The 13,821-nt window shown below is 27.6% G+C and carries 16 protein-coding genes and 1 pseudogene; 7 read left to right on the top strand and 10 right to left on the bottom strand.

What is annotated here, in order from left to right; translation table 4 throughout:
* Positions 1-208: 208 nt before the first annotated feature.
* The gene (locus ACQH23_RS06905) at positions 209-517 is read left to right on the top strand and encodes an IS1/IS1595 family N-terminal zinc-binding domain-containing protein (RefSeq protein ID WP_425377764.1); all 309 of its coding nucleotides are present in this window, start codon (positions 209-211) and stop codon (positions 515-517) included.
* A 191-nt stretch (positions 518-708) separates the two neighbouring features.
* Here the strand turns inward: ACQH23_RS06905 and ACQH23_RS06900 are convergent.
* Positions 709-1,536, bottom strand: a pseudogene (locus ACQH23_RS06900) (IS5 family transposase).
* A gap of 267 nt (positions 1,537-1,803) precedes the next feature.
* On the opposite strand from ACQH23_RS06900, the gene ACQH23_RS06895 reads away from it, so the two are divergent.
* Positions 1,804-2,109 (top strand): hypothetical protein, encoded by a 306-nt coding sequence (locus ACQH23_RS06895; protein ID WP_425377763.1) that lies wholly within the window; start codon positions 1,804-1,806, stop codon positions 2,107-2,109.
* Positions 2,110-2,212: 103 nt separating this feature from the next.
* On the opposite strand, the gene ACQH23_RS06890 is transcribed toward ACQH23_RS06895, so the two are convergent.
* Positions 2,213-2,539, bottom strand: a complete 327-nt coding sequence (locus ACQH23_RS06890) for a DivIVA domain-containing protein (RefSeq protein WP_425377762.1) — start codon at positions 2,537-2,539, stop codon at positions 2,213-2,215.
* A gap of 508 nt (positions 2,540-3,047) precedes the next feature.
* Here ACQH23_RS06890 and ACQH23_RS06885 point away from each other — a divergent pair.
* Together ACQH23_RS06885 and ACQH23_RS06880 are read left to right on the top strand one after the other, a co-directional pair.
* On the top strand, positions 3,048-3,230 hold the full coding sequence (locus tag ACQH23_RS06885) for a hypothetical protein (protein ID WP_425377761.1): 183 nt from the start codon (positions 3,048-3,050) through the stop codon (positions 3,228-3,230).
* A gap of 74 nt (positions 3,231-3,304) precedes the next feature.
* Entirely contained in the window at positions 3,305-3,442 is a 138-nt protein-coding gene (locus tag ACQH23_RS06880) for a YebC/PmpR family DNA-binding transcriptional regulator (protein WP_425377760.1), read from the top strand.
* A gap of 71 nt (positions 3,443-3,513) precedes the next feature.
* On the opposite strand, the gene ACQH23_RS06875 is transcribed toward ACQH23_RS06880, so the two are convergent.
* The 3 genes from ACQH23_RS06875 to ACQH23_RS06865 are packed head-to-tail and all read right to left on the bottom strand — an operon-like array spanning position 3,514 to position 4,967.
* On the bottom strand, positions 3,514-4,443 hold the full coding sequence (locus tag ACQH23_RS06875; RefSeq protein ID WP_425377759.1) for a UPF0236 family transposase-like protein: 930 nt from the start codon (positions 4,441-4,443) through the stop codon (positions 3,514-3,516).
* Between the two features lie 5 nt (positions 4,444-4,448).
* Positions 4,449-4,661 carry a hypothetical protein gene (locus tag ACQH23_RS06870; RefSeq protein ID WP_425377758.1) on the bottom strand — a complete coding sequence of 71 codons (213 nt, stop codon included), beginning with the start codon at positions 4,659-4,661 and terminating at the stop codon, positions 4,449-4,451.
* Positions 4,662-4,667: 6 nt separating this feature from the next.
* Positions 4,668-4,967 (bottom strand): hypothetical protein, encoded by a 300-nt coding sequence (locus ACQH23_RS06865; RefSeq protein WP_425377757.1) that lies wholly within the window; start codon positions 4,965-4,967, stop codon positions 4,668-4,670.
* Positions 4,968-5,138: 171 nt separating this feature from the next.
* Between ACQH23_RS06865 and ACQH23_RS06860 the strand changes: the two genes are divergently transcribed.
* The 3 genes from ACQH23_RS06860 (at position 5,139) to fmt (ending at position 8,764) form a co-directional block, all read left to right on the top strand.
* Complete coding sequence (locus tag ACQH23_RS06860) at positions 5,139-5,747, top strand: hypothetical protein (protein WP_425377756.1); 609 nt, start codon at positions 5,139-5,141, stop codon at positions 5,745-5,747.
* A gap of 64 nt (positions 5,748-5,811) precedes the next feature.
* Positions 5,812-7,818, top strand: a complete 2,007-nt coding sequence (locus tag ACQH23_RS06855; RefSeq protein ID WP_425377755.1) for a DUF2779 domain-containing protein — start codon at positions 5,812-5,814, stop codon at positions 7,816-7,818.
* A complete protein-coding gene (gene fmt / locus ACQH23_RS06850) occupies positions 7,805-8,764 on the top strand; it encodes a methionyl-tRNA formyltransferase (protein ID WP_425377754.1) in 960 nt (319 codons plus the stop codon). Before ACQH23_RS06855 ends, fmt begins: the two co-directional genes overlap by 14 nt.
* A 137-nt stretch (positions 8,765-8,901) precedes the next feature.
* Here the strand turns inward: fmt and ACQH23_RS06845 are convergent, their stop codons facing one another.
* The 5 genes from ACQH23_RS06845 to deoD form a co-directional block, all read right to left on the bottom strand.
* On the bottom strand, positions 8,902-9,261 hold the full coding sequence (locus ACQH23_RS06845) for an IS30 family transposase (RefSeq protein ID WP_425379323.1): 360 nt from the start codon (positions 9,259-9,261) through the stop codon (positions 8,902-8,904).
* A 91-nt stretch (positions 9,262-9,352) separates the two neighbouring features.
* Positions 9,353-9,853: an IS30 family transposase gene (locus ACQH23_RS06840; RefSeq protein ID WP_425377753.1), complete on the bottom strand. Its 501-nt coding sequence runs from the start codon at positions 9,851-9,853 to the stop codon at positions 9,353-9,355.
* 202 nt (positions 9,854-10,055) lie between these two features.
* Positions 10,056-11,164, bottom strand: a protein-coding gene (locus ACQH23_RS06835; RefSeq protein WP_425377752.1) for an IS3 family transposase whose coding sequence is annotated in 2 segments (ribosomal slippage) — positions 10,056-10,924 and positions 10,924-11,164 — 1,110 coding nt in all. Because the reading frame shifts where the segments join, the coding sequence is not laid out codon by codon here.
* A gap of 275 nt (positions 11,165-11,439) precedes the next feature.
* Positions 11,440-12,807 carry an asparagine--tRNA ligase gene (gene asnS / locus ACQH23_RS06830; RefSeq protein WP_425377751.1) on the bottom strand — a complete coding sequence of 456 codons (1,368 nt, stop codon included), beginning with the start codon at positions 12,805-12,807 and terminating at the stop codon, positions 11,440-11,442.
* A 20-nt stretch (positions 12,808-12,827) separates the two neighbouring features.
* Complete coding sequence (gene deoD / locus ACQH23_RS06825) at positions 12,828-13,538, bottom strand: purine-nucleoside phosphorylase (RefSeq protein ID WP_425377750.1); 711 nt, start codon at positions 13,536-13,538, stop codon at positions 12,828-12,830.
* Positions 13,539-13,821: the final 283 nt, after the last annotated feature.

Raw genomic sequence — 13,821 nt, 5'->3', positions numbered from 1 at the left:
CAAAAATAAAAAAATTACAAATTAAAAAAATTAAATTAAACTTTAAAATAAGCATTTTTAAAAATTTTAATTGCTTTTTAAGCATAAATAATAAGATACCGCAAGAGGCCTATTAAATGATTTCTTTAATTTTGTCGAAAACTCTTGATATTTATAAAATATATATAAAATTAGGTATATTTTTAATATAAAGAGAGGTAAATAATTGATGGAAAAAATACTTGCAGAATTAATAAATAGTTTAACAAATAATCAATTTTTAGAATTTTATGAAAAAGTTAAAAAAGAAGCAGAATTAATCAAAAAACAAAAACGCTTAAATGAAATTGATCAAAAATTTAGAGATAAAGGTGTTAAATGTCCTAATTGCAAATCTTATCATTGTGTTAAAAATGGCCATAATCCCGAAGGAAAACAAAAATATTTATGCAAAAAATGTCGGGCTAGTTTTGATGCTTTTCGTCATCATTTTACTTATTGAAGTCATTTAAATTATGAACAATGAAATTTGAATTAATAAATTTCATTAGACTTCTTGCGATATTATGATAATCATTGCAAATTAATTCATAAAGAAACATTGCAAATAGGAATTTATACCTCTTATTAATTTAATTTTTATAGTCTTTATAAGAGATGCATTATTTTGGCACAATAAAAAATGATTTTATTATTTAAAGTTAATTTTCATTCAACTTCTTGTCTTATTTATAATAACAATTGAAAATTATAGATTGAAGCAATTAAATTAAATCTTAAAGCAAAGATTTTTCTACGATTGCGATATTTTTCAGTAATAATTTTAAATTTTTTAAGGATAGCAAAAACATTTTCAATAACGATTCTCATTTGTGAAATTAGTTTATTATGCTGTTTTTGTTCGTTGTTTAAAGGTTTTTGCTTTGTTTTTTTATGCGGAATCAAAACATTCCGATGCATTTTTTGCAAGCCTTGATAACCTGTATCAACTATTACTTTGCTAGCTTTAAAAGCGGTATTTTTGCTTCTTTAAATAAACGAAAATCATCGGTTTTACCACAAGCAAAATTTGTTGCAATAATAGTTTTGCTTTCTTTTTCGATGATTATTTGTGTTTTGATAGTATGCTTTTTCTTTTTTCCGGAATAGTATTTTTTTTGTCTTTTTTTGGGCGTTGGATGGCTGTTTCGGTTGCATCAATAATAATTGTTTTATCATTAAAATATTTATTTATTAATGTTTTTTGCCCAGCAAGTTGTTGAAAGTCAGGGTGTTTAATTAAAGTGTTTTCAATTCATTTGATATTACGATAACAATTAATCTCACTAATGCCAAAAATTTTGCCAAGATGAAAATAAGTGCGGTATTCTCTTCAATATGATAAAGTCATTAATAAACGATTTTCTAATGATAATTTATTATCTTTTCCGCCTTTTTTAATTTTTTTAACTCGGCTTCTTTTAAAATATCTAACATTTTATTAAAAGTATTTTGTTTTATTCCTGTTAATCGTAATAATTCTTTATCATTAAGAAATTTAAAGTTATCATTTTTAATAGTTTTATATCCGCCTAATTTATATTTTTTATTTTTAATTATATTTTATAGAAATATTCTTAATAAGAAAAACCGGTATCGCAAGAAGTCTATTAAAGAAATCCATAAAGGTAATTTTAAAAATAAATTTGATAAACGAAAAACTCATCTTGATCCATTTTCCACTAACACTAAATGTTGTATTCAAATGGCGGTTGATACTAATAATAATATTTTGTTCAATCCACTAATACCAAACGATTACAAAAACAGTGAATTATTGAAAATATGAATACAAAATTAATTAACAAAAATTCCATTATTATTTCTGATATGCAACCATTATATTTATTAGTAGCAAAACAAAAAAGTTCTACTTTATATGCCACTAAAACTAGGACAAATCCTGATGCCAGTTATCGAAAATTAAATAAAATTAGTAAATTACAAGCAATCCTTAAAGAAGCCTTAATTCATTATCATGGTTTAGGTTTTACTAACATTCAAAATTATTTAAATCTCTGAAAATGAAAATACCAACACAAAGATTTAACACCAAACCAACAAGCAACGGTATTATATTTTAACATCTAAAAAAGTTAAAGAACAATAATAATCTTCCATCAAATTCGTTTTCAAATTGTCATATTGATGATTTTTTTTATTTTATCAAGAGTTTTCGACAAAATTAAAGAATCTAATCGTTATTTATTTTACCCTCTAAATTATGAATTCGTTTAATTAAATCCGCTTTTGAATATCCTTCTTCTTCTAAGCGCACTTTTTGTGCTTTTGTTTCATCAAGTTGAGCGCGTAACACATCATTTTTATCTTGCAACTCATTTAATTGTTGACGCAAATACTTGATTTCTTTATTAAAATCATTTGTAATGTACTCAAAAATTCGATAATCAATGGCAATCATATCCAAAAACATATCAACATCATTTGGATCATACCCCTGATAATCAACTTGAAATTCTTTATTAATAATATCGGTTGCTCGTAATTTAATTGCTTTCATTTTTACACCTCATTTGCAAGGAACAAATTCCCCTTTTTGATAATTATATTATTGAAGGAGAAAAACAACAATGCCCCTACTCAATAATCGTGGAATGTTTCTTTAATTTTGTCGAAAACTCTTGATAAAATAAAAAAAATAATCAATATGACAATTTGAAAACGAATTTGATGTAAGATTAATTTAGACTGCACCCCAAAAAGTAAGTAAAGAAAAAAAGTCTTTGCTAAACTTTTAAAGGAGGTGCAGTCTAGACTATTTAATTTGAAATGGTAAAAAACATTATCAATCAACAATAATTGATGGATATACTAAAGAAATTATTGATGTAAAATGATAAAAATTTAATAATAACAAACTTTTAATTGATAATTTAAATAATGCAATTAATAAAATTAAAAAAATAAAAAAAGATCTAAATAAAACAATAATTCATTCAGATCACGGATATCAATATACATCTAAAGATTATAATAGTAAATGTTTAGATAACAAAATTATAATTTCAATGGGTAAAAATTATCATTGTGCAGACAACATTATTATTGAAAGTTTTCATTCATTACTTAAAAAAGGAACAATCCATAATAAAAATTATAAATCTCATAATGAATATATTAATGATGTTAAAAAATGAAATAAATGATATTCAAACCAAAAAGAAAAATATATAATAAATAAAAGTTTGTAAACCTTTTTATTAATACTTACTAAACAGGGTGCAGTCTACTTTTTTTAGACGAGGCGGGAATTATAACCTTTCAAATGGTCGGAATCATAATGCTGCCACATGAACGTATTACTTTGCAAGGAAATGACAGTGAACAATTTGAAAAAATTCTAAATATGTTAGATGAAATTGATGATCTCCAAGATGTTTATCACAATGTTGTTCTTGCTTAAATTTATGGGAAAAAAGATAAAATACCTTGGTAGCGTGTAAAATGTTGGGGAAAAGTTTTCAGCATTAAGTTCTAATAATAATTATAAACTATTTTCTTTAAAAGAGTTTTAGTATTTGATAATGTAGAAGCGGTGAATATTGGTAAGTTATATTGTTTAACTTCTGGATTATTCATCTTTTTAAATATTCATCTTCAAGTAATTTGTTCATTTTTTACTTGAAGTTTTTTAATTTCTGTTAGTTCTTGAAAGGGATTAATCCCATTAGCTGTCAATTGTTTTAATAACATTACTTTGTAAATCGTTTTTTCATTAAATATTTTTGGTTTTGAACGAAACATTACTTTAATAATTCGAGAAATATAACTTTCAATGCGACAACCAATATTTTCTTGATATTCTCATTTTTGAATTGCTCCATAGTATGTTCTTAAATAATTAGATATTTCTTGTAACTTTCCTTTCGCTTCTTCGGTTTTAACAAGCTGATAAGCTCATTCAAGGTATTTTGTAACCTTGTTTCAGTTTAATTTTAGAATTGCTTTTCTAATTTTATTAAATAAATAACGTTTATAATATCGTGGACCACGGAGACAATCTTTAATTTTTTTAATAACATGGAAACGATCAATGATAAATTCAACATTGATGTGTTTTTCAACCGTTGAAATATATTGTGCACCATCACCAAGCACAATAATTTTAGCTGTCTCGGGTGATTCATAATTTAAGTTAATAAATTCTTTAATTCCTTGTCAGTATTTTTTAGAGTTAATTTTTTTAACTTCATTAGTCATTGTTACTAGAAATTTGACATTATGCATTGTTTTTCGTATTGTTTTAGGATCTTTATAACCAGTATGAAAGACGGTTAAACGTATTCTTTTCTTAATTTTTAATCGTTTTTTGATTTGATAACTAATGGCATTGCGATATGCTTCATCGGTTTCAATATAAATAACCCCATCATGTTTTAGTTTTGTATCTGGTTCATCTAGCATTAGTTCTAACAAATGTTTAATATCAAACCGTTTAATAAGGTTAAAAATTGTTTTTTTGTTATGTTAGCATTCCGATACATATTACAAATATCTTGATAACTAAAATTTATGCCTAATTTGCTGATTATTTCTAACGAAAAATCATAATCAAGTCGCTGATAACTTTCAATCCCTAATTGAATATCAAGTAAAAAGACCGTTTTTGGTTTTTTTGCCACTTGAAATTATGGTTTTAAGATATATTTTCGTCGTTTAAAAGTAACTTCACCATTACGAAAAACCAAAGTTCGTTGATAAAATCCTTTTGAAATATAACGTGCTTTCCGTCAGTCCTTATTAAAAATATAGTTATCAATATATTCAAAAATATTTTTAAATAGTATTCAAGCTTCAGAACTAATTTCATTGTTTAAATAGGATAATAGTGCTGTAATAGGGATATTGGGGCTAATTTCATTAATTAAATCAATAAAAGAGTTATTATTTTCGTTTAAAAACTCTTGGATTCTAGTTATAATATTCATAGGATAGTTTTCTTTCTAATTTTTTTCAAACTTAATTATACTGAAAACTTTCTTTTTTATTTTCCCCAACTTTGGCAACGCAATCAAATACCTTGTAAAACAAGAAACAATTGAAAAAAGTGCCTTAATAGTGCATAATAATAGTAAAGTAAAAAAGGAGTTTAGATAACAATGTCAAATATTTTGGGTGGTAGTATGACAATGAACGTGATTTTAGTATTAATTGTATTTGCAGTTATTATTTTTGCCGTTGTTTCTTCCATTATGGGGCAAAAAGCCCAACGAATTGAGCGTGAAAAAAGAAAAAAACAAGTTAAAGATAAAATTAAACGATATATTAAAGATACTGATAATTGTAAAAATTTAAGACTAGAATATAAGAAAGTTATTGCCCGTAAAGGAAAAGAATTTAAATATCGGGATATTTTTGATGTTATTGTTGATATTTATGAAGCAAAGACTAATACTTTTTTAGAACAGAAAGCTTTTGAAATTGAAGGAATTTCAAATAAAATTAGTAAGAAACAATATGAAACAACTTGAATTGTTAATCAAGAAATTAATTTAGAAGAAACAAAACACCGAATTGAAATTAGTGAGAAAAAAGTTAAGTTAACAAAAGAAGAAAAAAAAGCAGCAAAAATTGCCGCAAAAAAAGAATATGAAACACACCGTGATGAAATGATTAAAAAGCGTGAAGAAGAAAGAAAAATGCGTAAAGTTGGCCACCGTCCGGTTGAAGAACGCCCAAAAGCAGAGAAATTTGTCCCTAGAAAATAAATGTCATCTTATTTTCTTTGTCTTTCTAATGATAAATATGAGATAACGAAAGTGAAGTGCAACAATGGATTTAGAAATCACTTTAAAAAAAGAAGATTTTAAACGATTTAAGAAATGTTTAAAAATTGCTTGAACATTAGCGTCGCGGGATAATTTAAAAACAGTGCAAGATTGAGTAACAGCGCAAAAGATTTCTGTCTTTTTTGATTTACAAGATAATATTAATAATGCCAAAGTAGATGAGAGTACTTTTTTTGATGATAATAACGATGATGATACAAAAGGATTATTTACCCCGCATTTATATGATTTAGCGTTAGAAACTTATTGACCAGCTGATGAAACAACAAGCAATGATGATGTGAGAAAGTTACCAGATGATGTTAAAATTGATTTTTATCCGGGTGAAACAATTGCCGATGGAAATGAAGTTGGCCAACGGGCACGCGAATACTTTATGCGTAATCATAATTATTTTAATTTAGAACATTACAGTAAGAAAATTGCTTTTGCCAAAACAACCGCTGTTTTAGCAGACCCTAATTATGATGTTTATTTTGAACCATCGTTTGTTTACAACAATTGCATTACGAAATGTGATATTTTACAGAAACTACCAGATGGAACGTATCATTTAATAGAGGTTAAAGCATCAACGGGACGGAAATATGCTAAAGATACCCAAATGTATGTGGATAAAGAAATTAAAGATGAATATGGCTATGATGTAGCTTATCAGTATTATGTTTTAACAGGGGCTGGTTTAACAATTAGTCGAGTTTCCTTAATGTTATTAAATTCGGAATATTCTCGTGTTGGCGATATTGATGATGACCAGTTGTTTATGTTTCAAGATCTTTATAAATTGCCAACCAAAACATTACCACCATTTAGTTTATTAGAATTTTGTCAGCAAATGATGACTGGTCAATTTGCGAAACGAGTTGTCAATAATTGCCTTATTACCAATGATTTAGCTTTAGTTAAAAGTTATTTTATGCAACCAGCAACTGAAATTTTTCCATTATTTAGTAATGAACAATGTTTTAACGGTAAGGGTGATCGGTATGGTTATTGCCAGCATATTACGAGTTATTTACCAACCCATCATAGTGTTTTTGAATTAACGCGGGGAATGGAAAAAAAGACATTATTAAAGTATCAAGAGAACATTGATTTATTAAAAGATATTGTCTTACCTTTTGCCTTTCACCAATCAGCCCGGCAAAAAACTCCCGTTTTATTTTCCGAAAAACAACAGCGTCAAATTCTTGCCGTTCAAGATAATGCGCCTGTTCTTAATCCACAAAAAATTTCGGAAATTAAACAAGTTTTATCCCAATATCAGTATCCATTATATATGTATGATTTTGAAACGATGAAGGCCGCTGTTCCGCGGTTTGATTATTCTTATTCTTATCAACAAATTCCGTTTCAATACTCAGTTCATATTATTAAAGATAGTAATTTTGATTATCAAGATGAGACAACGATGACACATTATGCCTTCTTAGCGGATGGGGAAGGTGATCCACGGTTAGCATTAATTGAACATTTAGTTACTGATTTATTTAGTGCTGGGTTAGGGGTTTATGTTGCTTATTATAAAAGTTTTGAATGTAAAGTTTTAGCAGAATTAATTAATTACTTAGCAATCTTAATTAATCAGACGCGAAATGAAGAAACTATTGTGATATATCAGGATTGGCAACAAAAACTAAGAATAATTCGTAATAAAACAATTGATTTAATAGACTTTTTTCAAGATTTTATGATTTATAAAAAGGAATTTTATGGTTCGACTTCCATTAAAAAAATTCAGCCAGCATTTGATAACCAATTTACTTATCAAGTCTTAAAGGTCCAGAAAGGGGATATGGCAAGTGAAATCTTTCGTCGGTGTGCGGAAAATAACATTTCATTACCAATTTGGAATAAATTCTTTCGCTCGGAAATGTTAAAATATTGTAACCGTGATACGTTAGCAATGGTAGTAATTTATCAACATATTGTTCGTTTAATGACACCTTTAAAAAAAATTGAGGGAGGAAAAAAAGATGCAAAAATATAGAGTAGTTTTTATGGGGACACCAATCTTTGCCACAGTGGTGCTAGCGGCCTTACAAAAATTGGCCCCAGAAATTGAAATAATTGGAATTGTGACCCAACCTGATCAAAAAATAGGGCGAAAACAAATAGTGCAATTTTCACCCGTCAAAGAATCTGCTTTAGCGAAGCAGATTCCGGTTTTTCAACCAGAAAAAATTAATGATCTTTATCAAGAATTAGTTACCTTACAACCAGATGTTATTGTTACTTGTGCGTATGGTCAGTTTATTCCGGAACGAATTTTAAAATTGGTCCGAATTAATTGTATTAACGTTCATGGCTCTTTATTGTCAAAATTACGGGGAGGGGCTCCGATTCATAAGGCAATTATTTATGGGGAAAAAGAAACCGGAATCACCCTAATGAAAATGATTAAACAAATGGATGCTGGGGAAGTGTATGTTCAAACAGCAATTCCAATTATGTCAACGGATACTGCTTCATCCTTGCATGACCGGCTAATGGTTTTAGCAGGAACAATGATTGAAAAATATTTATTAGATATTATTACCGGCAAGATTAAAGGAACCCCCCAAGATGATAGCAAAGCAACATTTGCTTATAATATTACACGGGATGAAGAAAAAGTTAATTGATTTTTACCAAAGCAAAAAATTGTTGATCAAATTAGGGGCTTATGGGCTTGGCCAATTGCTTATACCATAGTTAATAATGTGCATTATAAATTACACCAAGCAATGATTGCTAATGAACCATTAGCTGAAAAAGATGCTGATTTTGTTAATGGAACAATTATTGGTGTGTTAAAAAATGGGATTAAAGTTAAAGTTGAAGATGGTTATTTATTAATTACTCGTTTACAACGAGAAGGTAAGAAAGTAACCGATGCTAAAAATTATTACCACAGCGCGTCACCAGAAATTATGGTTGGAAATATTTTCATTTAATAATATACTTCTTGCGATACTATGATAATCATTGCAAATTAATTCATAAAGAAAAAATACAAATAGGAATTTATACCTCTTATTAATTTAATTCTTATAGCCTTTATAAGATTGCCAAATTGTAAAGTTAAGTGCAACTAAATTATTTTTCTAACCAAATATTCGATTGGCGAAAGATAATTTAGTATTTTTCTTGGTCTTTGGTTTAAAGACAATATAAATTTATGAACTGCATTTTTAGTAGTATTTGAAAAATTAAATTTTTTAGGAAATTTTTCTCTAATTAAACCATTAGTATTTTCATTAGTACCTCTTTGTCAGGGTGAATATGCATTAGCAAAATAAATTTTCACATTTAAATTTTTTTCAAGTTGTTGTCAATTAGCAAATTCTTTACCACGATCAAATGTTATAGTCTTAACAAGATTATTTGGAAGAATTGATAAATAATGGCTAATATTTTCGTTAATAACTTTAGTAGTTCTATTTTCAACTAATATTGCTAAAGTAAATCTTGATGTTCTTTCAACTAAAGTTATTAAACATGATTTACTTTTACCTCGTGATGATACTTACGGTATCACCTTCTTAATGACCAAGAGTTACGCGATTATTAACATTAGCATTTCGTTCTTTAATTGATTTACCATTAAATTTACCCCGATTTTCTTGATATTTTCGTTTCTTACCTTTTCTTCTTAAATTTTTATTAGTAACTTTTTCAAGTAATCCAGAATAAATTCAATTGTAAATTGTTTTAAAACTAATAATTCATTCTTTATGAAAATTTTTAATTCTGCCATAAATTTGTTCGGGTGATCAACCTAATAATAATTTTTGTTGTACATATTTTACTAATTCTCTATTTTTAAACTTATGAAAATAAATATGTGATTGTTTTCTATTTTCTGCTTTATTTTGTGCAATTAATGAAAAATAATGATTATTATCTTTATTTCTATTAACTTCTCGAATAATAGTACTAATACTTCGATTAATATTTTTAGCTATTTCACTAATTTTTATTTTAAACTTCAATTGATTCTCAATATAAATTCTTTCATCTATGCCAAGATGTTTATATCCCATATAAAAACTCCTTGCTTTATTTTTTCTAAAATAAACTTAGCATCATAAAATTTTTATATGAGATTTTTTGCAATTTTATTTACTTGCACTTACAAGTATAATTCAGCAATTAAATTAATAAGAGGTATAAATTCCTATTTGTATTTTTTCTTTATGAATTAATTTGCAATGATTGGATTGATAACCCTTTTTAGGACACTTTTTATATGGACTGTTGTTTTCTAAATTCAACAGGTGTTAAATAATTTAAACTACCATGAATTCGAATATTGTTATATCAATCCACAAAGTCAAATAATTTGTATTTTAATTGGGTTAAATTTATAAATTTTTGCCCCTTGATAAATTCCGTTTTAAAACTTTTGTAAGTTGTTTCAGCCACAGCATTATCGTATGGACAGCCTTTATTGCTTAATGATCGTTTGATGTTAAAAGTATTTAAGATATTATCAATGATTTTATTTTTAAATTCATTACCCCGGTCAGTATGAAATAACGTAATTTGATTTAATGGTCTTGTAATTGAATAAAAGGCTTCTTGTCCTAGTTGGGATGTTTTGTTTGTCCCGGTACTATAGCCAATTATTTCACGATTAAACAAGTCAATTAATAAACAAATATAATGTCATTTAGCACCAACTTGAACATATGTTAAATCACTAACAACAACTTCATTTGGTTGTTTATTATTAAATTCACGGTTTAAAACCTTGCTAATTTCGTCGTTATTAACCATTGACTTATGATTACGATATTTTAATTTGGTATATTTAGATACTAACTGATTTTTAATCATAATTTGGCGAATTTTTCTTCGCGATAAGATAATATCTTTTCTGGTTAAAATAGCTTTAATTTTACGAGCTCCATAAATTTTGCGACTAGCATTAAATGCACTGATAAATTCTTGTTCATAATTATTAACATCAACCGTAGCGTATTTATTAATTTGATAGTAATATGTTGATTTTGCTATCTTTAATATTTGACCCATTTTTCGCACGGAATATTTTTCTTTATTATTGTTAATAATTTCTATTTTTTGCCGATTATCAGTGCCGCTTGCTTTAAAATGTCGTTTTCCATTCGTAATTGGATTAATTCTTTCCGTAAGGCAATCAGTTCATTTTCTTCAACAGTGTGGTTATCTTTTGCTTTAAAAGATCCAGAATTATTTAATTTTTTAATTCACTGATATACGGTTGATTTTGACACCCCATATTCCTTAAAAATTTCAAGAATGGTTTTACCATTTTGATAAAGTAAAACAATTTGTTTTTTAAATTCATCGGTGTATGAATTTCTTCCCATTTTTATATTCCTACTTTCTTCATAATTATATTTTATTTGAAAGTCCACATAAATATGGTCCAACTTATTGTAACCTATCCAGATTATCATAGTATCGCAAGAAGTATAATAAAGTTTTTTTAATTTTGTAGAAAACTCTTAATAAAGTCAAAAACCATTATAAAATATAGAAATTTGCAAGAAATACATTTTATCAAAAAACCAATAAAATCAGGGTTTTATTAAAATATCAAGAGTTTTCGACAAAATTAAAAAATTTTTTTATATGCATCAAATTAAAATAGTAAGTTGCGTGGTGTGCGGGGGAAAGGAATCACATCCCGAATATTAGTTGCTCCGGTAACATACATCACAAAGCGTTCAAATCCTAAGCCAAAACCAGAACTTTTATAATACCCATATTTTCGTAAATCAAGATATCATTGTAAGTCTGCCACAGGAATTTTTAATTCATGACAACGGTTAACAATTTTGTCATAATCATTTTCCCGAACACCACCTCCGACTAATTCACCAATTCCTGGCACTAATAAATCACAAGCCGCTACTGTTTTATTATCATCTTGGGCCTTCATATAAAATGCTTTAATTTCTTTTGGATAATCAAATAGAAAGGTTGGTTTCTTGGTTTCTTGTTCACATAAATATCTTTCGTGTTCAGTTTGTAATTCCATTCCTCAAAAAATATTAGGATTCTCAAATTGTTGTCCGTTTGCGACCGCTTTTTGTAAAATTTCAATTGCTGTTGTATATGATAACCGCACAAATTCCTCATCAATGACATTTTGTAATCTTGCCAATAATTTATCATCAACATTATTATTTAAAAATCTTAACTCATGCCGATTATTAGCAAATAAATAATTAATAATATGTTTAATCATTGTTTCAATTAAGGTCATATTTTCCGAAAGGTCAATAAAAGCAACTTCTGGTTCAATCATTCAAAACTCGGCAGCATGTCTTGTTGTATTCGAATTTTCCGCACGAAAAGTTGGCCCAAAAGTATAAACTTGGCGAAATGCTTGGGCAAATCCCTCGGTATGTAATTGCCCAGAAACAGTTAAACTAGCTTTTTTGCCAAAAAAATCTTCGGCATAATTATTATCCGTTCTTGTTGTCACAACAAATGATTCACCAGCTCCCTCAGCATCATTCCCCGTAATAATTGGCGGATGAACATAAATAAAATTATTTTTATTAAAAAACTGATGAATGGCAAAAGCACTACTACTACGAATTCGAAAAATAGCATTAAAAGTATTAGTCTTTGCGCGTAAATGGGCAATTTCGCGTAAATATTCATATGAATGTTCTTTTTTTTGTAACGGGTAATCTTCACTTGCTTGATCAAGAATTTCAATCATTGTTGATTGAATCTCAAAGGTTTGTTTCGCTGATGGTGTTAAACAAAACTTACCAACCACTTTAATGGCGGATGAAATTCGTAAACTACTAATTTCTAAAAAATTAGGAAGTTGTTCCGCTTTATAAACAATTTGCACATTGTCAAAAACAGTTCCATCGTTCACAACTAAAAAACCTAGTTTACCACTACTACGATTAGAACGAACTCATCCCAAAATTGTAACTTCATCTTGATTTTTAACTTGATTTTGATATAACTGTAAAACTGTTGTCATATTTTTTTCTCCTTTTGCTTTTATAATTTAAGCGCACTTTCTAATGCTAACTCGACCATTTGGCAAAAATTATTTTGTCGTTCCGCAGCAGTTGTAACATCACCAGTAATAAATGAATCAGAAATTGTTAATAATGTTGCGGCCTGTTTCTTTAAAGTTAAAGCATTGGCAAATAAGGCAAATGCTTCCATTTCAACACAAATAGCATTATATTCAGATTTAATTTTTTTTCAATCATCCTCGTCTTTCCGATAAAAGACATCTGATGAATGAACGATCCCTGGTAAAGTTTTAATTTGTTGTTCTTTTGCCACTGCTTCAATTGTTTCAAAAAGATGCGGTGAAGAACTTAACACTTTATCATCAATACCGGCTACAATTTTAACATAATTATTTTCTCCATAAGCGCCTGTCACATTGACAATATCATAAATATTTAATTTTGTATCATAACTCCCGGCTGAACCAATCCGAATAATATTATCAACATTATAAAATTTAAATAACTCATATGAATAAATTCCAATACTAGGACATCCCATCCCACTACCAGCAATGGTAATTGTCTTATTCTTATAAGTTCCTGTATACATATACATATTACGAATCTCATTTACTAATTTTACATTTTCTAAAAAGGTTTCCGCAATAAATTTTGCTCGTAGCGGATCACCTGGCATTAAAACTGTTGGTGCAATATCTTCTTTTTTGGCATTAATATGTGGTGTCATTTTAATTCCCTCTTAACATTTTCTATCTTAGGCGCTGTGTAGATACAAACGGCAAATTTATATCTTGTTAAATTAATAATAAAATATTTTTAATAAATTGCAACCATTTTCTTTAATTTTGTCGAAAACTCTTGATATTTATAAAATATACCTAAAATTAGGTATATTTTATAAATATCAAGAGAGGTAAATAATTGATGGAAAAAATACTTGCAGAATTAATAGACTTCTTGCGATACTAACAAAAATAAAAAAATTACAAATGCTGAATTATACTTGTAAG

Origin of the sequence: Spiroplasma endosymbiont of Polydrusus pterygomalis (genome assembly GCF_964030635.1) — a bacterium.
GTDB lineage: Bacteria > Bacillota_I > Bacilli_A > Mycoplasmatales > Mycoplasmataceae > Spiroplasma.
Note: the sequence above shows the minus strand (reverse complement) of the source record. Positions and strands in the feature narration are given on the sequence as shown.